The sequence below is a fragment of the Alicyclobacillus fodiniaquatilis genome (genome assembly GCF_042678105.1).
Classification (GTDB): domain Bacteria; phylum Bacillota; class Bacilli; order Alicyclobacillales; family Alicyclobacillaceae; genus Alicyclobacillus; species Alicyclobacillus fodiniaquatilis.
In genome coordinates this window covers 257868-277903 of the sequence record NZ_JBHUCX010000092.1, presented here as the reverse complement: position 1 = coordinate 277903, position 20036 = coordinate 257868, and the positions used below count along the sequence as shown (strand labels likewise).

Below are 20036 nucleotides of genomic sequence, written 5' to 3'. Positions count from 1 at the left end.
TTGTTTTTTGCAAATATTTTTGTGAAGTTATCGCTTCTAAACATTAAATACATACACAACTCACCTTCTTATATAGAGAGATAATAAAACGTTTAAACGAATCGGGGTAACGGGTGAATGGCGACAAGCAAGAAGAAAAAGCCATTTTTTTTGTGGCGCCACAATCTGGTTTGGTATGTCGCGCTCTTCGTTTTTCTGTCGGAAAATGTGGTCGGTTATTACTACGATGTACACGTGGTTTTTTATCATAGTGACGGTATCAGCCGTGTGGCCAACGCCTTCTACGTTCTCTACAGCAGAGATCCACACCTAGGCGCCATCGGCTTTGTCTGGAATCCGTTGCCGAGTGTGATCGATTTACTATTTCTTTCTCTGTACCACTGGATTCCGGCGATGGCGACGAAGGGCATTGCCGGTCTGTTGATGAGTTCCATCTTTGCTGCATTGACTGCTGGGCTATTGGCCAGAGCGTTTCTTCAACGTGGTCTGCCGAAATGGTCGGCAGTTGTTTTTCCCCTGTTGTTTTCACTGAATCCAATGGTATTTTTGTTTGGTTTTAACGGCATGAGTGACGCGCCGTTTGTCTTTTTCACCATCCTCTGTATGATCAGCTTTCTGAACTGGTTGGATGAAGATCAACTGGGCGATTTGATTGTTGCTGGTTTTGCCCTGGCCTTTGCCTTCTGGTGTCGTTACGAGGCGGTGCCATTTGGGGTTAGTATCTTTGTCAGTTGCGTGATTGTGACAGCGGCGATTCACAAATCGCAGAAACCACCGACTGAAAGACTGTTTCGCTACAGATGGAATCGGGCGGAAGGCACACTGATGGTGATTGCCACACCGCTCATTTACTCGGTCATCGCGTGGGTTCTGTTAAACGCCATGATCATGAAAAATCCCTTGTATTTTCTCAACAGCGATTACTCCAATACGGCGCAAATTCAGGGGCATCTGAGCAATCCGGTTTATGCGGCGATGGTGCATCATCCGCTTTCGGCGGTCGTTTATGCGCTGAAAAAAGTCGCTGTATTCTCTGTGCCGCTCTTCGCGATTTTGCTTTTGCGTCTGTTCAATCGTCGGTTCTTCCGCTGGGACACAGTGATTTTACTGGGCGTGTTTTTTTCGATTCCGATGTTGCAAATCTTGATGCTCTACAAAGGGACAACACTGGCTTGGTTGCGGTACTTCATGTATGTACTGCCGGTGTCAGTGGCTTGGCTGCCCTATGAATTGAGTAAATTGAAGCGGCGTTGGCAAATGAGCTTGCCGCTCGCTGCAATGGTTGTCAACTTTGCGTTGTTGTCCTATGTCATCACACAACCTGCCATCGCGCCGGATGAGAATACATTTTTGCAAAACACATTTGGACATCACAACCAGACATATGTCGAGGAACATCAGCAAATTCAGATTGCGCATGATCTGGACAAAGAGGTGCCAAATGCGACCATTCTCGCGGATTCCTTTTCTGCCTATCTGATCATTCTCGAGAGCCGCTATCCCAGGCGCTTCTATATCACGAGCGACTTTGGCTTTAAAGATGCGATTTCGAATCCAAAGTTGTATGGCGTGCAGTATATCTTGATTCCCAAGCCGGGAGACCCCTCTGTCATCAGTGCCATCAATAACGCCTATCCCAACCTCTACGCACATGGGGCAAGCTGGGGCACACTGGTGAAACAGTTCCCTGGTGACTGGCGACTTTACAGAGTGATCAAAAGCACAGGAGTGAACGCGAGATGAGCTTGGGCGCTGTTGAAATTTCCGTGGTCATACCCGTCATGAACGAAGCGCAGCATATTCGGAATACGCTGGCGCTCATTGCGGCATTCGTTTCGCAGTCGTCCAGTTCATTCGAAGTGATCGTGATCGACGATGGATCCACGGATGGCACATGGGATGCACTTTGTCTTGCGGCATCAGATCTCCCACAAGTCTATGGAATCCGACTCAGTCGCAACTTTGGCAAGGAGCGCGCGTTGTGCGCTGGGATAGAACATGCGAAAGGGAAAGCCGTACTGGTAATGGATGCAGATTTGCAGCATCCGCCAGAACTCATCTCCAAGATGATCGACCAGTGGCGAAATGATGGCGTCCAGGTGGTCGAGGCGGTCAAGCGAACGCGCGGTCGAGAGTCGCTGGGCTATCGGGTGGGCACCAAGATGTTTTACGGACTGATTCACCGACTGACCCGTTACGATCTCAATGGCGCCAGTGACTTTAAACTGCTGGATAGAAAAGTGGTGGACGCCTGGCTGAACATGCCAGAGCGGGCTACTTTTTTCCGCGGGATGACGGCTTGGCTGGGGTTTACCAAAAAAGAACTGGAATTTGATGTCGCGCCGCGCACCTCTGGCACATCAAAGTGGCATTTCATCTCCTTGGTTCGCTTGGCTTTAAACGCGGTGGTTTCCTTTACATCGTGGCCGTTGCGATTGGTGACGCTCATTGGCATTTTGTTTTTTCTCGGCGCTGTGATATTGGGCATTCAGACACTGTATATGAAGTTGAGCGGAAGCGCCGTGACGGGGTTCACCACCGTCATCCTGCTCCTGCTTGGCATGAACAGCGTGATTATGCTCAGTATCGGCATTTTGGGAGAGTATATCGCAGCGATTTATGACGAAGTCAAAGGGCGACCGCGCTATGTGGTCAGGGAGAATACAAGCACTTTGTCGCAGCGTTGGCAAGGCAAACGCATTTCAGTGAAACGTGTCAAAATATCACAATTGGGTGAGGCAGATGAGAAAGCAACAACGGCTTCGACTAGGTGAAATTCTCGTTCAACAAGGAAATTTGGCAGAGTCAGAATTGGAGCGAGCGCTTGCGTACCAGTCGCGCTATGGCGGACGCTTAGGCAATATATTAACGAATCTTGGATTGGTTGATGAACATGTTGTCCGAACCGCTTCGCAATCGATTGCCGATAAAGGGCGCCTGGGTGAACAGTTGATTCACCTCGGTGTGTTGTCGCGCGAACAGTTGGACACTGCATTGGCCTTCCAGGCAAAAAGCGGCGGTTTGATCGGCGATATCCTGCTCTCGTTAAATCTAGTGGATTCAAAGACATTGTATCGCGCCATCGCTGCGCAACAGGAAATGGGTAGGATAGGCAATGAATTCGATCTCGAATCTGTAGAGAAATTTCCGGAGCATATTGCGCGAGCATCCCGCGCTGTCATAGTCCATACGAGCGGGGAGCGGGCGATTGTTGCGGTGGACAATCCTTTATCGGTAACACAAGTAGATGCACTGCAGACGTATGTCGACAGCCCGATTGAACAAGTGTTGGCGACACCGGCAGAACTGGAAGCGCTCTTGCGGGAGGTGTATTCGACAGAACTCATCCGCGTCAGTCGAGATCAGTTGGCGGTGGATGATCCTGAGCACTCCGCCAACCGCACTGTCACACGCGGTCAGTTGATCACGCTTGCCATCATGCTGGCTGTCATCGTGTTTGGTTTATGTGTGAATACGTTTCACACCGCCGTCGTGATCAACGTCATCATCCAACTGATCTATTTTGTCGTTTCGCTCGTCAAATTTTCCATTATCCTGCGGGGCGCTCGTTCGTATTCGCAAATCCGTATTTCTGATGAAGAGGTTCATGCGGTGGATGAGCGCGTATTGCCGATTTATACGATACTTGTTCCAATGTACAGAGAGGGTCGTGTGATTCGGTCCCTCGTGGCGAATCTGGATAAATTGGATTACCCGAAGCACAAGTTGGACATCCGTCTATTGGTCGAAGAAGATGACGCTGAGACACTTGAGGTGCTGCAGGCGATGGCATTGCCGCATCATTACGCCGTCATTGTCGTTCCACATTCGCAGCCCAAGACCAAGCCAAAAGCGTGCAACTACGGGTTGATTCACGCCCGCGGCGAATATGTCGTCATTTACGATGCCGAGGATAGGCCGGATGCAGATCAACTGAAAAAGGTATATCTCGCATATCAACGTGCGCCAGAGGCTTGCTGTTGTATCCAAGCCAAGTTGAACTACTTCAATAGCGAACAAAATTTGTTGACCCGGTGGTTTACGCAGGAATACAGCATGTGGTTTGATCTCCTGTTGCCGGGATTGATGCAGTTGGACATCCCGATCCCGCTCGGTGGCACATCCAACCACTTCAAAACGCAGGTGCTGAAGGAATTGAACGCCTGGGATCCATACAATGTCACAGAGGATGCGGATTTGGGCATTCGGCTTTACAAGGCTGGATTCTCAACGGGCATTGTCAACTCGCGGACCTGGGAAGAGGCAAATAGCCGCGTAGGCAACTGGATTCGTCAGAGATCCCGGTGGATCAAAGGCTACATGCAGACTTGGTTGGTGCACATGCGCAATCCGCTGCGACTGTGGCGCCAGATTGGCACGCGTGGGATGCTCGGGACGCAAGTCGTGGTGTTGGCCACGCCGCTGTTGCCGCTGATCAACCCGTTTTTATGGGCAATGATTGTCTTGTGGTATCTGACGTCCAATCATGATATTCCGTTGATGTTTCCTGGCCCGATTTACTACATTGCTGCGGTGGAGCTGTTTGTCGGAAACTTTATCTTTGTCTTCAGCAATGTGGCCGGTGTCTATTGGGTCGTTCGCGAGCTGCATTCGAAGGAAGATTTCTCGCTCTCTTTCCGTCTGATTAAGCACGCGATTTCGGCGCCGCTGTACTGGATCATGATGAGCATTGCATCGTATAAGGCGGCATGGCAACTCATCACAAAACCGTTTTATTGGGAAAAGACGGAACACGGTTTGATTGAAGAGGACACACATGAAAACACGACCATCGGCGCCTAAATGAGGAGGAAAATGGGGATGTAGAAACCACGCCTGGCAAAGTGGGTTGTGCGCCAGCGGATCACATCATCCGCTATTCTGATGAGCGCATGTCCCACTTTGCGGTCGGTTTGCGCCATCCGCGATGCTCCGATTGACTGGCATTTTCATGGTTCTGCTGGTGCGGGATGCATCACGGATGGCCGGTCTGTTGAACGTCACCTGCTGGTGTTTGTGAGGGAACTGGACGGCTGCGGCGATTGACCATCCAAACACCCAAGATCATCACGATGGCGCCGATGAACTGAATGACGGAGAAGATTTCGTGTAGAAATATCGCCGAGAGAATGAGGCCGGATACCGGAACAAAGTACATGAACACGGACGCCCTCGGCGGTCCGATGGTTCGCACACCGACGTAGTAGAACCAGTTCGCCAGTGCGCTTGGAAAGATGCCGAGGAAGGCTTGATCCAGCCAAAAATCGCCTCCCAAACTCGCCCAGTGGATCCGGACAAGCGAAGGCGCCGCGACAATGCCAAGCGCTACAGCGCCAGTGAGCATGGCGTAGGAGGTTGTCAACAGCGGATCCATTGCCTGCAGCACGTTTTTCCCCAAGAGCGTATAGGTCGCCCACAGAATCGCCGAGCCGAGGAAGAGCACATCGCCAATCCCATGATGACCGTTTGCCTGTTTGGTCAATGCCATGGCAAAGAAAAAGATGGCTGCGCCAATCAACGTGCAAACGAGTCCAAGCGCTTGGTTTTTGCGCAGGCGTTCATGCAAGAATATCGCTGATAAAAGCACGGTGATGGCCGGACTTAAGCTGGGGATGATCATGCTGCCATCAGCGGCTGGCGAGTAGGACAGCGCCATAAAGAACAGCCAGTTGTAGGCAAATACGCCAATCAGGCCGAGCAACAGAATTCGCAAAAATTTCCCTTTGGGGAAGCGCCGTATTTGGTTTTTATTTTTACTTCGCGTGCGCAGCGTGAACAGCATGATGAATGAAACGATGGTTCCGATGCCAAACCGCAAGCATGCGGCTGCCGCAGGCGGGACGGAGTTTTCAGCGATTTTGGAGAAGACAAAGGCGCTCCCCCAGAGGGAGGTTGTAATCAGTAATAAGATATAGATGAATATCTGATTTGTTGAATTCTGCTGTCCTCTGGTCGCAGTCATGCGCTTGCCAACCTCCGTTTCCCCAGAAAGAGAATACATAGAAAACAAAAAACGGCCATCCCTGCCGCGACACTCACTAACATGATACGAACACCGGCGGTATCGATGATTTGGCCAGAGAGCATTGGACCAATACCACTGCCCAGAAACAAGGAGAAAGCAAAAAAGGACACCGCCGTCGCCCGTCCGTTTGGCAGTAAATCAGTGGCAAAAGTCTGTAAGGTGGAGTGGCAATAACTAAAGCCAAAGCCGAGCATGATGAAGCCGACGGTCAGTGTGATGACATTTTCCCAACTACAAATCAAGGCAAAGCCAAGCGCCATCAGAAAAGAACCCATTGCCGGCATCCTCGCTGTCCCTGCCCGCCGCAGCACGGGTGTGATGGTTCTGCTGCCGACAAAAGCGCCAAGGCTGTATGTGGCCGTCAACAGACCAACCACCAGATAGGTGAGGTGCAGTGTAGTCACGCCATAGACGCCTAGAAACGTAAATCCTGCATAAAAAATCAGTCCTTCACAGAGGACGAGCCCATAAATCAACCAGGCGCGTCGATTTCGGGCCAAAGTGATATAACGCGTGCGCAGCGGCACTGTCTGGGTCGAAGACGTCGTTTCACCGTTTCGACGCTGGCGCAACATCGCCAAGAAGGCCGGAACAGCTGCAATTCCGATGACGACAAATAAAATGCGGTAGCTGAAAAACTGCGCCACCAAGCCGCCAATGACAATGCCCATGGCTTGACCAGAAGTGGAGAGAGACATAAAAAAGGCAATTGCCTTCGGGCGCTCTGCAATCGTAAAACGATCCCCAATTTGCGCCAGCGTGGTGGGAATGATGCCAGCGGCAAACATGCCTGTAATGATTCTGAGCACCAACAGCCATGAGAAACTGTCCACGACACCACACGCAATCGTGCCTAGTGCAAATAGACATAAAGCTGCGAGAATCGTATTCACTTTGCCAATCCTGTCGGCAAGCGGGCCATAGGCCAATTGGAAGACTCCATATGGGATGGAGTAGGCCGTCACAAGCAAGGCAGCCGATGACGCGTTGGTGTGCAAAGCCGTTGCAATTGCGGGCAGCATCGGCGAGATGGCCCGATTGTCGGCGTTGACCAAGAAACCGCCGAATCCGAGCGACCACAGCATCTGCCTGTTCGCCGATCTCATTTGCTGATTGTCCATGACCATTTTTCCTGTTCCCCTCTGGATGACTCATTCATCCCACCATTTTAACACGAACCACTCTAGCCACCTAAATTGAGTGATAGGCCTTGCGCCTAGTTCTTCTGGACTATCGTGCAAACAGTCCTGAATGACTAATGAAAATGGGTGCTTTGTGTCTCCTGTGACTACGCGCCCCCCAGTTACGATTAAATCGCCAGTACGGGCGATGGTGGACTGCCCATCTGGGACAATTTGCAATCTATCAGTCCGTCAGTGGATCAGATGGCGTGTGAAAGGAAGGCGAGTACAGCATGAAAGGGCAACAGTGGCAGCGATTGCGCAGTGTGTTCCTCGTCGCCGGGGTGAGTGTTCTCTTTGCCACCGGATGTGGATCTAAGTATTTTGTGTTACACCCTGCTGGGCCAGTCGGCGCAAAGGAACTTCATCTCATTGCCTGGTCGGCCATTTTGACGCTCATCGTCATTGTGCCCGTATTGCTTTTGTTGGCATTCATCATTTGGCGTTATCGCGACAGGCCGGGCAGTACGGCCAAGTACACCCCGGAGTGGGCGGAAAGCAAAAAACTTGAGATTGTCTGGTGGGGCATTCCGATTGTGATCATCGCCATTTTGGGGGTGTACACAGGAAAAGTCACCTTCTCTCTCACGCAGCCGCCCGAGCGCAATGTGAAACCCATCACGATCTATGTGACATCGCTTGACTGGAAGTGGTTGTTTCAATATCCGGGTCAAAAGGTCGCTACCGTGAACTATGCGGAAATCCCAACAGGCGTACCCGTGAATTTTGAATTGACTTCCGATGCGCCGATGAATTCCTTCTGGGTGCCGAGCCTTGGCGGCCAAGAATACACCATGCCCGGCATGGCGACGAGACTGTGGCTCGAAGCCGATAAAGCAGGCACCTATTACGGCCATGGCGCCAATTTTACGGGCAAAGGGTTCGCCGACATGTCGTTTGACGTCGTCGCTGAACCACAGGCCAAGTTTAATCATTGGGTCAAACAGGTGAAATCCAGCGCTTCTGCGTTGACAAAAGCAGGCTATAAAAAGCTCAAGCAGCCGGGCACCGTTGGCAAAATTTCATATTCCTCGTTTCCACCCAATCTGTTCAACGACACCATTTGGGCCGAGGGCGGGCGGTATATGCAAAATGCGATGCCAAGCGGTTCCAGCACGGTTGCGGGCATGGGCATGGGGATGGAGTCCATGACGCAGAACGGGAAAATGGGGAGTTCTAAGTGACCAATTTGAAAGGGGATGTGAAGCCATGCCTGCAGCGTTGAAGCATTTTACAGATACATATCTGATGTGGAACGAAGGATACCTCATCTGGATATCTGACGCGCTGATTTTGCTCGTGAGCATCGGGATAATTGGAAGTCTGACGTATTTTAAAAAATGGAAATGGCTGTGGAACAATTGGTTGACCACGGTGGACCACAAACGAATTGGCATCATGTATTTGATCGCGGCTTTATTGATGTTCTTCCGAGGCGGGGCAGACGCCTTGCTCTTGCGCACGCAGTTGGCCCAACCGGGCGAGCATTTTCTCGACGCGGAGCACTATGATCAGATTTTTACGACACATGGGACCATCATGATTTTATTTATGGCGATGCCGTTTCTCTTCGCACTATTTAATATTGTCGTTCCACTACAAATCGGCGCTCGCGATGTGGCGTTTCCGTATCTGAACGCCATCAGTTTCTGGCTGTTTTTCTTTGGGGCGATGCTCTTTAACCTATCGTTTGTGTTCGGTGGCTCCCCTGATGCGGGTTGGACCAGCTATCCGCCACTGACAGAGCTCGGGTTCGATCCCGGTCCTGGCGAGAACTACTATCTGCTGGGTGTGCAGATTTCTGGCATCGGCAGTATCGCCACGGGCATCAACTTCATCGCCACCATTTTGAAAATGCGCGCACCGGGCATGAAACTGATGCGGATGCCACTTTTCACTTGGTCGACGTTGGCCAGTTGCATTGTCATTATTTTTGCTTTTCCCGCCTTGGCAGTCGCGCTCGCGCTGCTCTTGCTGGATAGAGTCGTAGGGACAGACTTTTTCACCATGCTGCATGGTGGGAATCCGATGATGTTCATCAACCTGTTTTGGATTTGGGGTCATCCGGAGGTGTACATTGTCGTCTTGCCGGCGTTTGGCGTGTATTCGGAGGTCGTTTCCACATTCACGCGCAAGCGGATTTTTGGTTACTCGTCCATGGTCGCTTCATTGATGCTCATTGCGGTCATCAGCTACTTTGTCTGGGCGCACCACTTCTTCACAATGGGGGCGGGCGCGGATGTCAACACGTTCTTTGCCGTTGCTTCCATGGCGGTTGGCATTCCAACAGGTGTGAAGGTGTTCAATTGGCTGTTTACCATGTTTCGTGGCCGGATCCGTTTGACGCTGCCGATGCTGTGGACGCTGGGATTTATTCCGAACTTTGCGGTCGGCGGCGCCACGGGCATCATGCTGGCGGCCGCGCCTGGCGATTATCAGTATCACAACAGCTACTTTCTCATTGCCCACTTCCACCAGATGTTGATTGGCGGCGTGGTCAACGGCATGTTGGCTGGCATGTATTACTGGTGGCCGAAGATGTTCGGATTTCGGCTCAATGAAAGACTGGGCAAATGGGCGTTCTGGATTTTCAACATCGGTTTTTACGTCTGTTTCATGCCGCAGTACGCGCTTGGCTTCGAGGGCATGCAACGTCGGATGTACACATATCCCGCCGATATGGGATGGGGATCGCTCAATTTCATCTCGACGATTGGCGCATATCTAATGGGCATTGGCTTTTTGTTTATCGTCTGGCAGGTGCTCTACAGCATCTTCCGCGGCGAGCGGGATACCACGGGAGATCCGTGGGATGCAAGGACGCTTGAATGGTCCTTGCCGTCGCCTGCGCCGCATTACAACTTCGCGGTGATTCCGACCATCGAAGACAGAGACGCATGGTGGGCCATGAAGGAGAAGGGGACGACAGATGCTTTTCGCGCAAAACGAGAGGATATCGAACCGATTCATATGCCAAAGCGATCAGGGCGCCCGTTCTTGATGGGACTTGCGTTCTTTGTGGCGGGGTTCGGCTTCGTCTTCAATTGGTATGTGCTTGCGGCGATTGGTTTGGCTGGTGTGGCCTTGTGCATGGTGCTTCGGGCATTGGAAGAAGACGATGAGGATGTCATCCCGGTCAAAGAGATTCTTGAAACGGAACATGGATTGGGGAGGTTGTAATATGTCCGCACTGCAAAATGTATTGTCAGGTCATGGGGATACAGAAGCGTCACTGGAATATCGAAATCCTCACCAAGCTGTGAAGATTACAGGTTTTTGGATATTCATGGCGACCGATATGGTGTTGTTCGGTTGTCTGTTCGCAACGTATCTGGTGCTGCGGACACATACAGATGGCGGGCCGACCGCCCACCATCTGTTCGACATACCGGGTTTTACAGCGGAGACATTCATCCTGTTGACGAGCAGTTTCACAGGTGGTTTGTCCACATTGGCCATGCGCAATCGCCAGCAGAGACAGGTCATGATTTGGCTCACTTTGACCATTCTCTTGGGATTGGCTTTTATCGGTTTGGAGGTTCAGGAGTTTGCAGCAGACGTGGCCATCGGGGCGACGATGCAGCGCAGCGCCTTCTTGTCCGCGTTCTTTACCTTAGTCGGCACACATGGCAGCCACGTGAGTATCGGTATCATTTGGATGTTTTTGACGCTCATACAGATTGCAAGGCGGGGGTTGAACGAAAAGACGGCGCGCAAACTGTTTGTCGTCAACCTGTACTGGCACTTTCTCGACGTGGTCTGGGTGTTCATCTTTACAATCGTCTATCTCTCTGGGGTGGTGATGTGATATGTCCATCAACAAAATCGACAAAACGAGATCGCAACATTCGCCTAAGCTCTACATCATCGGTTATTTGGCGTCTCTCATCCTGTCAGCCATCTCGTTTCTCTTGGCCCTGAATACGGGCATGCATGTCGGCTTGCTCGTGGTCATCCTGACGGTACTCGCAGGGTTGCAAATTGTTGTTCAACTGTTCTTCTTCATGCATATCACCGAGAGCGACGGTCCGCCATACCATGCGGTGCTGCTTGTTCTCGGTCTGATTTTCACGTTTGCCATCGCGTTGATGTCCGTCTGGATTATGGCCTTTGGCACAAATGTCAGCTACTGATGTCGATGGAGGAGGGAAAATGAATGGGGATGACAAAGTGCGCGGACGTACAGCCGTTTGCGGATATGCGTACGACGGTCAAAATGATCACGGTTGCAAAAGCCTATCTCGCTTTGACAAAGCCGCGGATCATGCTCTTTCTTCTGTTTACTGCCTATTGTGCGATGATTGTGGCGGCAGGAGGGATGCCTGACTTGCGCGTCACCTTCGCCGGACTGGGGGGGTTGGCTTTGTCCGCAGGCGGCAGCGCGGCCGTCAACATGTGGTATGACCGCGATATTGACGCGCTGATGGAGCGCACGGTCAACCGGCCTATTCCGGCTGGCCTCGTCCGGTCTTGGCACGCACTGGCGATTGGCGTGGGCCTTGGTCTGTTGTCTGTGCTGGTGCTTGACATCTGGTGCAATGGCATGGCGGCCATCTTGTCCTTGGCAGGCTATCTCTATTATGCAGTGGTGTACACCATCTGGCTGAAGCGCAGAACACCGCAAAATATCGTCATTGGCGGTGGCGCGGGGGCATTTCCACCGCTCGTCGGATGGGCTGCCGTCACCGGACACCAAAGTGTTGCCGCTTGGGTGATGTTCGCTGTCATATTCTTATGGACGCCTGCGCATTTCTGGGCCTTGGCGTTGTACAAAAATGCCGACTATATCCGGGCGTGCGTGCCAATGATGCCAGTTGTGCGCGGTAGCCGAACGACCAAGCGACAAATGGTGATGTATACCGTTCTGCTGGTCGTCGCCTCTTGGCTGTTGGCCGCGTCTGTCCATCTGGCGTTGTGCTACATCATTGCCGCCACAGCCATTGGCGTCCTGTTTCTCAAATCCACCATCGCCTTGCTGCGCGCCAGGGAGGACGAAAACACCTTTGCCAAACGGACGTTTCGCATGTCGCTCATTTATTTGCCAGTGCTGTTTGCGGTGATGGTGGTCTGTGTGTTGGCGTGATGAATAGACCACCATGCGTGATGCATCACGCACCAGCAGATCCATGAAAATGCCAGTCAATCGGAGCATCGCGGATGGCGCGCGCACATGTATCGATTTTATTTACAGGTTAGAGGGGCAATTGACAAACACTTTGCCAAGTCAGGTATGATGGACGATATCGCGCATGTCCCGAGAGAGGAGCATTGCCCATGGAACCATCCATTGAAAATTCGATTCGCGTGATTGTTGTGGATGATCATCAGCTGTTTCGCCAAGGTGTGCGCGGACTTCTCCAGCGAACCGAAGGCATTGAAGTGGTCGCTGAAGCTGAGAATGGTCAAGTGGCGCTGCAACAATGTCAGGAATGGTCCCCAGATCTGATTTTAATGGACATCAACATGCCGGTGATGGATGGGTTGGAGGCCACCAGACAAATCAAGCGTCTGTTTGCGCATGTCAAGATTCTGATTCTCACGGTGTCTGACACGGAGGAGATGTTGTTTGAAGCCATCAAATCTGGCGCGTCTGGCTATGTGCTGAAGAACGCGGATCCCGCGACCGTCATCGATGCGGTGCGGCGTGTCACAGCGGGGGAACCGGTGATTCCGGGCAACTTGGCAATGCAAATCATCACCGAGTTTTCTCGGCCACAAACGCGTTCAACCAGAGCAGAAACACAGGACCTTCAGCCGTTGACGGACAGGGAGACGGATGTGCTGCGTCAACTCAGTACTGGGGCGAGCAATCGGGATATTGCCCAGGTGCTTTACATCAGTGAGAATACGGTGCGCAATCACGTGCGCAATATTTTGGAGAAATTGCATTTGAAAAATCGGGTTGAAGCTGCGACTTATGCGTTGCGGGAAGGGATTGTCGCCGAGGAACGCCACCACCGGGATTCATGACACGTCATGCCCGCTTTCTATGTTATGATGAGGGTATTGTGCATTGCATCGGAAGTACGACAATGGCGGATGTGGCTGAAGTGGAGGAGCGTTGAAGGTGCTGCGACAAAATCTTGAAATTTTGACGTCCGTGTTGCACAACATGGCGAACGCAGCGTCTGTCGAACGTGTTCTGCAGGAATTGACGGATATCAATCACGCTTTGGACGAGGCGTTGATTGTGGCGGTGACAGATGTACGCGGCGATATCACGTTTGTCAATCGCCGTTTTTGCGAAATCTCCAAGTACACTCAAAGCGAGTTGCTGGGCGCAAATCATCGCATCATCAATTCAGGACATCATTCCATCGCGTTTTTCAGAGAAATGTGGCAGACGATTGCCCGAGGTCGTATCTGGCGTGGAGAAATCAAAAATCGCGCGAAGGACGGCAGCTTTTACTGGATGGATACAACCATCGTCCCCTGTTTGAATGAAAATGGCAAGCCGTATCAATACGTCGCGTTTCGAAATGAGATCACCAACCGCAAATTGGCGGAAGAGCGCTTGGATACGCTGGTCGCCACGATGCCGGATATGGTGATTTTTAAAGATGGCGAGGGGCGCTGGCTGAAGGCAAACAATGCAGCCATCCGCTTTTTTGGGCTTGGCAGTTTGCAGTATGAGGGACAGACCAGTGCGCAATTGGCCATGTTGCCAGTCGTGCATGGCGAAAGGCTGCTTCATTTTGCCCAATCGGATGACGAGGCCTGGACGCGCGCAACCACGACGCATTTGGAGCTCGAAATTCCGCTAGAGAGTGGCTCTCCTCGTATCTTTGAGCTGACAAAGGTGCCGGTTTTTCACAATGACGGCAAGCGCAGCGGTTTGATTGTGGTGGGGAAAGACATCACGGAAAAAAAGCAGACCGAAGCGTTTTTGCGCCGCGCCGACAAAATTTCCGCAGTTGGTCAAATGGCTTCGGGCATCGCTCATGAGATTCGCAATCCTCTGGCAGCCATGAAGTGGTCGCTTCAAGTATTCTCGATGGATCATCCAGAGCACAAGCAAGCGTTCAATGCCATTTTAGACGAGCTGTCCCGCGTGGATGGGATTGTCGGTGAATTGCTGATGTTGGCGAAGCCGCAGGAGACGCGTTTCGAAAGTGTGCGGTTAGAAGATATTCTCAGCGTGGTGATCACGCTGATGCGGAGCCAAGCGAAGCGCAATGGTGTCCAATTGCTGGTGGATATGGAGCCGAATTTGCCCTATTTGCGCTGTGAGCCAAACCAAATCAAGCAGGTTTTCATCAATCTCATCAAAAATGCGGTTGAAGCGATGCCGCATGGGGGGCTAGTTCACATTCGTGCTGCGCGTCACCCTGAAGGGGGCGTTTCCATACAGGTCACCGATAAAGGCGTCGGCATTCCCGAACCGTTGATTGCTCGGTTAGGTGAACCCTTCCTGACAACGAAGGAATCTGGCACAGGACTTGGCATGATGGTTTGCCATAAGATCATTCGAGATCATCATGGAAGAATGGACATTCACAGTGTCGTGAATGAAGGCACCGAAATTGTCATTGTACTGCCTGCGAGCGATGGATGACGGCCATTGTAAGGATGAACTTGTCGCATCCACGCGATTGTGTTTTGCTTGAATATCCCCGCTTTGTGTTGAATCTTTTCTCTGCGACATTTCTCCCGGTCCAATCTTACTATCCAGTTGTAGTTCAATCGCACTGCAAAAAACAGTACAGATGGGGCTGTCCTCTTTGTGGAAAATGATAGATGATAAGTCTAGCACATCTGCTGTTTTTATTTTGAAAAGGAAAGAGGGCACCTGCGATGAAAAAGATATTGTTGGCGACGGATGGATCCGAGGATGCGAAAAAAGCTGGAGACATGGCTGCCAGTTTTTTAGATGTTTTCCCTGAAGCGACACTTGTCGGATTATTTGTGATGCATCCTAGCTATTTAGGAACGGGCATGGGGATTGTGGTGGAAACACTCAATGATACGTTGGAAACGTTGGCCAAGGACATTGAACAACAGTTTCATGCGCAATTCGCCGCTTATGCGGACCGAGTTCGCTTTATCAGCGAGTTCGGCGCACCTGCAATTTCGATTTGCGAAACGGCCAAGCGAGAAGGGGTGGACCTCATTGTCATCGGCAGCCATGGTTATGGCGTCGTCGACAGAATGCTGCTCGGAAGTGTCAGCAACAGTGTGGTTCACCGTTCGCACATCTCGACACTCGTCGTGAAGTCCTGATATCTCTGTCAACAGAACCACTGAAAGACGGTGGTTCGAAGACCTGGAATATGCCATCACCCCCATCCCTCGTTTTGGGTGGGGGTTTCATGCTGTCTTCAGAAGCGTACATTCATTCGTGACGCTTTTCCCCTTTCTCCTCCAGTTCTTGAAACAATTGTTCCAGCCTGCTCAATTCATCGGTTGCCTTTTGCAGTTCTGGGTTGGCAGCATCGCGGTTCTGCAAGGGGAAGAGCAGAAAGCGGATGGCTGATAACGAGGTTCGGACTTCGTTGACCATCGCCCAAGGCAGGACTTGGTGGGGCTTGTTGATTGTCTTTTGCTTCTCCTTGAAGGTTTTATGCTTGTATCCCAGAAAGGCGACCGCCAAGTAGCCGATCAGTTGCAGTAAGATGACGCTGCTCTGGACAGGATGTGTCCATCCAATGCACAGATTGACACTTAGATACACAATCGCCACGCTGACGCCGATGAGAATGCCAGCAAAGTATGCGCTGGCGCCGACAATAGCAAGTCCAAACACGAATGCCGGGTGACCAGTGCAACCACCCCAAACCGCGAGGCATAAAATGGCGATGGCCATGATCAGATTGATGTGCTGCGTGGTAAACAGCGTGATACGTAGGTCCAAACGACTGCCTCTTGCAAAGAGGTGCGCCATCAGCCTTTTCACGGGATTGATACCTGCTTTCTCCGTTCACGAAGTTGATCCTGCCAATGTATGTTCTATTTGATGATCTTACTTCGGCTGTCGGATGGCAGAAAGATAAGGTCGGACTAGATTCAATAGTCCAATCGGACTACTGAATTCATTTTCAGTTCATAAACACGCTGTATCGTGTCTACAGTTGGATCGCAAAAAAGAGCGTGTTGAATCAATGCATGAAGTGCAAACGAACACGTTGGCCGCGCCATCGGCGCTGACAGCAAAGTATTTGTCGTGATTTTTTGTACGATCACGATGTGCCCAGTCGGCTCTCAAGTGACTGGGCACATCGTGCGATGCTGTGAGTGGAATTTATGCCGTTGCGAAAGATTCTGCGGCGATACAGAGATAGTAAGCCAACCCAGTCTGTTGGGACTCCAGCATGTCACGGTGAAAGTCGTCTTGCAAGAAAAACCGCGCCTGGGTCGCGAAATCTCTCGCATTCTTGATGTGACCAGATTGGGTTAAGCAGTCGATATGCGCGCGGATCAAAAGTTGCACATCGTGATGGTCGTATTTTAATCCTGTCTGCAATGCATTTTTCATGCCGCCCATAAAACGAACTGCTTCTGCCGCTTGTTCGTTCATTTGGTCCACGTCGATGGTCTTGTTAGCCAATAAATCATGACCATAGGTTTTCTGCAAATATTGATTTTGTTCTGCCAACGCGTCGCGCCATTCATCCTCGTGTTGAAATCCTTTAAACATCTTTTTCTTATCCATCCTTTCTCCTTTTGCGGTCGAATCAATCGATTCATCCATGGTTTGAATCAATTGTTCGAGTCTTTGCTTGCGGGCCAACAACAGATCTTTCTGTTTGGCCAAGATGGCCAAACGACCAGGCTCGTCTTCAAGCAATTGCTTGATTTCCTGCAGAGAAAAGTCGAGTTCTCGATAGAAGAGAATTTGTTGCAAGCGTTCAAGTTCTTGCATGCCGTAGAGGCGATATCCCGCTTCGTTGATCTCACGCGGGATGAGCAACGCGATTTTGTGGTAGTGATGTAGGGTCTTAATCGTCACGTTCGCCAATTCGGCCACTTCTTTTACCGTGTACAACAAATTGTCTCACACCTTTCTCGCATTGAGCATAAAGGCTCCCCCAAGAGGAGAGTCAAGGCGCGTTTTTTCATCATTTGGATCTGGGCACTGGTGAGAATGGGGAGGAATCCGATGGGGAGCGCTTCATCATCCAAAAACGCATTGGAAAAGTCCATTTGACAGTGAGGGTCCGTTTGTTTGAGCGGTTTATAGTCGTTTGACGCTCTCTTTCAGCGTCAACTGTGCATCTTCATCCCACATTTCGTAGATTTCAAATGTGCCTTCCGCAAAGAAATAAGGTAATCTTCGCTTAAACCACGGCTGCATGGGCAGGTCCATGGCCTCGTGAATCGACACCCATTTCAATTCACCTTCCGGCGGGTTGTCCAAAAGGGTGCCTTCGAAAGAAGTCGCCAAGTAGTTAAACACCATATATCTGAAGTTTTTCTTCGGATTGACGTATTCATCCAGTCCCTTATAAACCAGATCCTTTACTTTCAGACCAGTTTCCTCCCAAACTTCTCTGATGGCGCCTTCAGTCAAACTTTCGGGGAAGTCCACTTTGCCGCCTGGGCCAATATACCCTGGAAATCCACGTTCATCCGGTCGGTTCAAAAGCAGGATTTGATCCCCGTTCTGCACAATGCACATTGTATACATGGCAATATGTACGTTTTCAGTGCGATCCGCCATCTATATCCACTCCTTCAAGCGTTTGCTGTCTGATTTTATTCTATGTTTGATTCGGCGGATCGACAAGGAAACCGTTGGCTAGCGCCGTATATGCTTCTAAATGAAGCGGCAGAGGTAGATTCGCGGATGGTCGTACACCCAAGAGGCTGTATGATTGTGATGGTAATAGTCCCACTAGAAAAAGCGATTAGCGCCCTTTTCATTCACACTCGACGATTAAACACGTGTTGTAAAAAAGGTTCTACTCGGTGGTTGTAGACCATGTTTTAGCATCGTGCCGCATTTTTCGAGTTTCTCCTGTCGATTTGTCATTTCCCGTTCGTTGTATAAGTGTAGGCGATGTTTGAAGGGCAACTGATCCGTAAATCACCTATTATGATGGAGGAGGACTGATTGTAAGGGTCTGTATACGAGGATATTTGTTATGAAAATTAGGAGGTTGTGTTTATGCGATTCATGATGGTTGTCAAGGCATCGAACGATTCGGAAGCTGGCGTTTTGCCGAGCAAAGAATTACTTGATGCGATGATGAAGTATAACGAGGAGTTGGTGAAAGCTGGCGTGCTGGTCGCCGCAGAAGGTCTTCAACCGAGTTCGAACGCCGTTCGGATCACTTATCCGGTTCCTGGTGGTAAACCTAAAGTTGTGGATGGTCCCTTCGCGGAGACGAAGGAAATCATCGCCGGGTTTACGATTATCGAGGTCAAGTCGAAGGAAGAAGCCATGGAATGGGCTTTACGCATGCCGGATCCGCATGGTTTCGGTGAAGGAGAGATCGAACTCCGCCAGGTATTCGAAGCGCCTGAGTTGACTCAGGATCCGGAGGTGTTGGCACAGGAGATGGAGCTGAGAGCGCAAGTGACGCGGCGTGAGAAGCGATGACAGAAGCGGAGGTTCATCATCGGATCGAAGCCATTGGGAGAATTGAATCGGCTAAGATCATCGCAGCGCTGATGCGTTATGTTCGGGATATAGGGCTTGCCGAGGATCTTGCGCAAGACGCGCTTGTGATTGCGCTGGAACGATGGCCGCGCACTGGCATTCCTGACAAGCCTGGTGCGTGGTTGATGGAGACGGCGAAACACAAAGCCATCGATTTTTTGCGAAGAAATAAACGTCTTTCTCGCAAATATGAGGAGCTTGGTCGTGAGATGGATTTGCAACACAATCCCGATTTGAATGCACACCTTGACGACTACATAGGTGATGATCTGTTGCGCCTGATCTTCATGACTTGTCATCCAGTCCTGTCTGCTGAGGCTCGAGCGGCACTGACGCTCCGATTGCTGTGCGGACTGACGACTGACGAAATCGCAAGAGCCTACCTCGCTTCTGAGGCAACCATCGCGCAACGGATCGTACGGGCGAAGCGGACTCTTGCGGCTGGCAGAGTGACCTTTGAAGTCCCGGACAGGGCCGATCTTGCGCTCCGGTTATCGTCCGTGCTTGAGGTCATCTACCTCATGTTCAACGAAGGTTATGTGGCGACTGAGGGCACGAAGTGGATTCGTCCGTTGCTGTGCCAGGAGGCACTTCGTCTTGGGCGCATTTTGGCCGAGATCGCACACGAAGAACCTGAGGTTCACGGATTAGTCGCCCTGATGGAGATTCAATCATCGAGATTTAGGGCACGCGTCAGCGCTTCAGGAGAACCCATTCTTCTGATGGATCAAAACCGGGCACTTTGGGATCAGCTTTTGATCCGCCGCGGGATCGCTGCGCTTGAGCGTGCCCGAGCGCTGGGACAACCTATGGGCCCTTACGTACTGCAGGCCGAGATTGCGTCATGTCACGCACGAGCACGAATGGCGTCGGAAACCGATTGGGTGCGGATTTCGGCCCTTTACGAAGCGTTGTCCCGTGTGATGCCTTCGCCTGTGGTCGAGTTGAACCGAGCGGTCGCGGTCGTCATGGCATTTGGGCCATCGTTCGGACTACAAATCGTCGATGAATTAGCCGACGATCCATCCATGGAAAAGTACCACCTTCTGCCGAGTGTTCGTGGGGATTTTCTCTTGAAGCTCGGCCGCACCACCGAAGCGCGCCAGGAATTTGAACGCGCTGCGTCGCTTACACGCAATGCACGTGAACGATCATTGCTCTTAAAGCGTGTATCCGAGTGTGACGATGGCATCACTTGTGTCGATTTCATTGACTCATGAATGAGGGGGAT

The 20036-nt window shown here is 51.2% G+C and carries 18 protein-coding genes; 13 read left to right on the top strand and 5 right to left on the bottom strand.

Going from position 1 to position 20036, the window contains the following annotated elements; all coding sequences use genetic code 11:
* Positions 1–117: 117 nt before the first annotated feature.
* From ACFSB2_RS22830 to ACFSB2_RS22820, 3 genes are read left to right on the top strand one after another with little or no spacing between them, the layout of a single operon-like run.
* Entirely contained in the window at positions 118–1743 is a 1626-nt protein-coding gene (locus ACFSB2_RS22830; RefSeq protein ID WP_377945388.1) for an ArnT family glycosyltransferase, read from the top strand.
* Positions 1740–2774, top strand: a complete 1035-nt coding sequence (locus ACFSB2_RS22825) for a glycosyltransferase family 2 protein (protein ID WP_377945387.1) — start codon at positions 1740–1742, stop codon at positions 2772–2774. The genes ACFSB2_RS22830 and ACFSB2_RS22825 overlap by 4 nt, the downstream gene beginning before the upstream one ends.
* The gene (locus ACFSB2_RS22820) at positions 2743–4803 is read left to right on the top strand and encodes a glycosyltransferase family 2 protein (RefSeq protein ID WP_377945386.1); all 2061 of its coding nucleotides are present in this window, start codon (positions 2743–2745) and stop codon (positions 4801–4803) included. Before ACFSB2_RS22825 ends, ACFSB2_RS22820 begins: the two co-directional genes overlap by 32 nt.
* 172 nt (positions 4804–4975) lie before the next feature.
* Here ACFSB2_RS22820 and ACFSB2_RS22815 read toward each other — a convergent pair whose 3' ends face one another.
* A complete protein-coding gene (locus tag ACFSB2_RS22815) occupies positions 4976–5962 on the bottom strand; it encodes a DMT family transporter (protein ID WP_377945385.1) in 987 nt (328 codons plus the stop codon).
* On the bottom strand, positions 5959–7146 hold the full coding sequence (locus ACFSB2_RS22810) for an MFS transporter (RefSeq protein ID WP_377945384.1): 1188 nt from the start codon (positions 7144–7146) through the stop codon (positions 5959–5961). The genes ACFSB2_RS22815 and ACFSB2_RS22810 overlap by 4 nt, the downstream gene beginning before the upstream one ends.
* A 293-nt stretch (positions 7147–7439) precedes the next feature.
* Between ACFSB2_RS22810 and ACFSB2_RS22805 the strand changes: the two genes are divergently transcribed.
* The 8 genes from ACFSB2_RS22805 (at position 7440) to ACFSB2_RS22770 (ending at position 15426) form a co-directional block, all read left to right on the top strand.
* On the top strand, positions 7440–8390 hold the full coding sequence (locus ACFSB2_RS22805; RefSeq protein WP_377945383.1) for a ubiquinol oxidase subunit II: 951 nt from the start codon (positions 7440–7442) through the stop codon (positions 8388–8390).
* A 25-nt stretch (positions 8391–8415) separates the two neighbouring features.
* Positions 8416–10386 carry a cbb3-type cytochrome c oxidase subunit I gene (locus ACFSB2_RS22800; RefSeq protein WP_377945382.1) on the top strand — a complete coding sequence of 657 codons (1971 nt, stop codon included), beginning with the start codon at positions 8416–8418 and terminating at the stop codon, positions 10384–10386.
* A gap of 1 nt (position 10387) precedes the next feature.
* Entirely contained in the window at positions 10388–11014 is a 627-nt protein-coding gene (locus ACFSB2_RS22795; RefSeq protein WP_377945381.1) for a cytochrome (ubi)quinol oxidase subunit III, read from the top strand.
* 1 nt (position 11015) lies between these two features.
* Positions 11016–11339 carry a cytochrome o ubiquinol oxidase subunit IV gene (locus tag ACFSB2_RS22790; RefSeq protein WP_377945380.1) on the top strand — a complete coding sequence of 108 codons (324 nt, stop codon included), beginning with the start codon at positions 11016–11018 and terminating at the stop codon, positions 11337–11339.
* Between the two features lie 23 nt (positions 11340–11362).
* Positions 11363–12289, top strand: coding sequence for a heme o synthase (locus tag ACFSB2_RS22785; RefSeq protein ID WP_377945379.1), 927 nt, complete (start codon positions 11363–11365; stop codon positions 12287–12289).
* A gap of 191 nt (positions 12290–12480) precedes the next feature.
* On the top strand, positions 12481–13176 hold the full coding sequence (locus ACFSB2_RS22780; RefSeq protein ID WP_377945378.1) for a response regulator: 696 nt from the start codon (positions 12481–12483) through the stop codon (positions 13174–13176).
* Between the two features lie 97 nt (positions 13177–13273).
* On the top strand, positions 13274–14761 hold the full coding sequence (locus ACFSB2_RS22775) for a PAS domain S-box protein (RefSeq protein ID WP_377945377.1): 1488 nt from the start codon (positions 13274–13276) through the stop codon (positions 14759–14761).
* A 239-nt stretch (positions 14762–15000) separates the two neighbouring features.
* Entirely contained in the window at positions 15001–15426 is a 426-nt protein-coding gene (locus ACFSB2_RS22770; protein ID WP_377945376.1) for a universal stress protein, read from the top strand.
* Between the two features lie 112 nt (positions 15427–15538).
* On the opposite strand, the gene ACFSB2_RS22765 is transcribed toward ACFSB2_RS22770, so the two are convergent.
* The 3 genes from ACFSB2_RS22765 to ACFSB2_RS22755 all read right to left on the bottom strand — a co-directional run bounded on the left by ACFSB2_RS22765 (position 15539) and on the right by ACFSB2_RS22755 (position 17863).
* On the bottom strand, positions 15539–16057 hold the full coding sequence (locus tag ACFSB2_RS22765; protein ID WP_377945375.1) for a hypothetical protein: 519 nt from the start codon (positions 16055–16057) through the stop codon (positions 15539–15541).
* 387 nt (positions 16058–16444) lie between these two features.
* Positions 16445–17191: a MerR family transcriptional regulator gene (locus ACFSB2_RS22760; RefSeq protein WP_377945374.1), complete on the bottom strand. Its 747-nt coding sequence runs from the start codon at positions 17189–17191 to the stop codon at positions 16445–16447.
* 186 nt (positions 17192–17377) lie between these two features.
* On the bottom strand, positions 17378–17863 hold the full coding sequence (locus ACFSB2_RS22755; RefSeq protein ID WP_377945373.1) for an 8-oxo-dGTP diphosphatase: 486 nt from the start codon (positions 17861–17863) through the stop codon (positions 17378–17380).
* A gap of 447 nt (positions 17864–18310) precedes the next feature.
* On the opposite strand from ACFSB2_RS22755, the gene ACFSB2_RS22750 reads away from it, so the two are divergent.
* Both ACFSB2_RS22750 and ACFSB2_RS22745 read left to right on the top strand, forming a co-directional pair.
* On the top strand, positions 18311–18745 hold the full coding sequence (locus ACFSB2_RS22750; protein WP_377945372.1) for a YciI family protein: 435 nt from the start codon (positions 18311–18313) through the stop codon (positions 18743–18745).
* Positions 18742–20025: an RNA polymerase sigma factor gene (locus ACFSB2_RS22745; protein ID WP_377945371.1), complete on the top strand. Its 1284-nt coding sequence runs from the start codon at positions 18742–18744 to the stop codon at positions 20023–20025. The genes ACFSB2_RS22750 and ACFSB2_RS22745 overlap by 4 nt, the downstream gene beginning before the upstream one ends.
* The last annotated feature ends 11 nt before the right edge of the window (positions 20026–20036 follow it).

Coding starts and splice junctions, on each gene's coding strand:
- ACFSB2_RS22830 (WP_377945388.1), top strand. CDS start 118: ATGGCGACAAGCAAGAAGAAAAAGCCATTTTTTTTGTGGCGCCACAAT.
- ACFSB2_RS22825 (WP_377945387.1), top strand. CDS start 1,740: ATGAGCTTGGGCGCTGTTGAAATTTCCGTGGTCATACCCGTCATGAAC.
- ACFSB2_RS22820 (WP_377945386.1), top strand. CDS start 2,743: ATGAGAAAGCAACAACGGCTTCGACTAGGTGAAATTCTCGTTCAACAA.
- ACFSB2_RS22815 (WP_377945385.1), bottom strand. CDS start 5,962: ATGACTGCGACCAGAGGACAGCAGAATTCAACAAATCAGATATTCATC.
- ACFSB2_RS22810 (WP_377945384.1), bottom strand. CDS start 7,146: ATGGACAATCAGCAAATGAGATCGGCGAACAGGCAGATGCTGTGGTCG.
- ACFSB2_RS22805 (WP_377945383.1), top strand. CDS start 7,440: ATGAAAGGGCAACAGTGGCAGCGATTGCGCAGTGTGTTCCTCGTCGCC.
- ACFSB2_RS22800 (WP_377945382.1), top strand. CDS start 8,416: ATGCCTGCAGCGTTGAAGCATTTTACAGATACATATCTGATGTGGAAC.
- ACFSB2_RS22795 (WP_377945381.1), top strand. CDS start 10,388: ATGTCCGCACTGCAAAATGTATTGTCAGGTCATGGGGATACAGAAGCG.
- ACFSB2_RS22790 (WP_377945380.1), top strand. CDS start 11,016: ATGTCCATCAACAAAATCGACAAAACGAGATCGCAACATTCGCCTAAG.
- ACFSB2_RS22785 (WP_377945379.1), top strand. CDS start 11,363: ATGGGGATGACAAAGTGCGCGGACGTACAGCCGTTTGCGGATATGCGT.
- ACFSB2_RS22780 (WP_377945378.1), top strand. CDS start 12,481: ATGGAACCATCCATTGAAAATTCGATTCGCGTGATTGTTGTGGATGAT.
- ACFSB2_RS22770 (WP_377945376.1), top strand. CDS start 15,001: ATGAAAAAGATATTGTTGGCGACGGATGGATCCGAGGATGCGAAAAAA.
- ACFSB2_RS22755 (WP_377945373.1), bottom strand. CDS start 17,863: ATGGCGGATCGCACTGAAAACGTACATATTGCCATGTATACAATGTGC.
- ACFSB2_RS22750 (WP_377945372.1), top strand. CDS start 18,311: ATGCGATTCATGATGGTTGTCAAGGCATCGAACGATTCGGAAGCTGGC.
- ACFSB2_RS22745 (WP_377945371.1), top strand. CDS start 18,742: ATGACAGAAGCGGAGGTTCATCATCGGATCGAAGCCATTGGGAGAATT.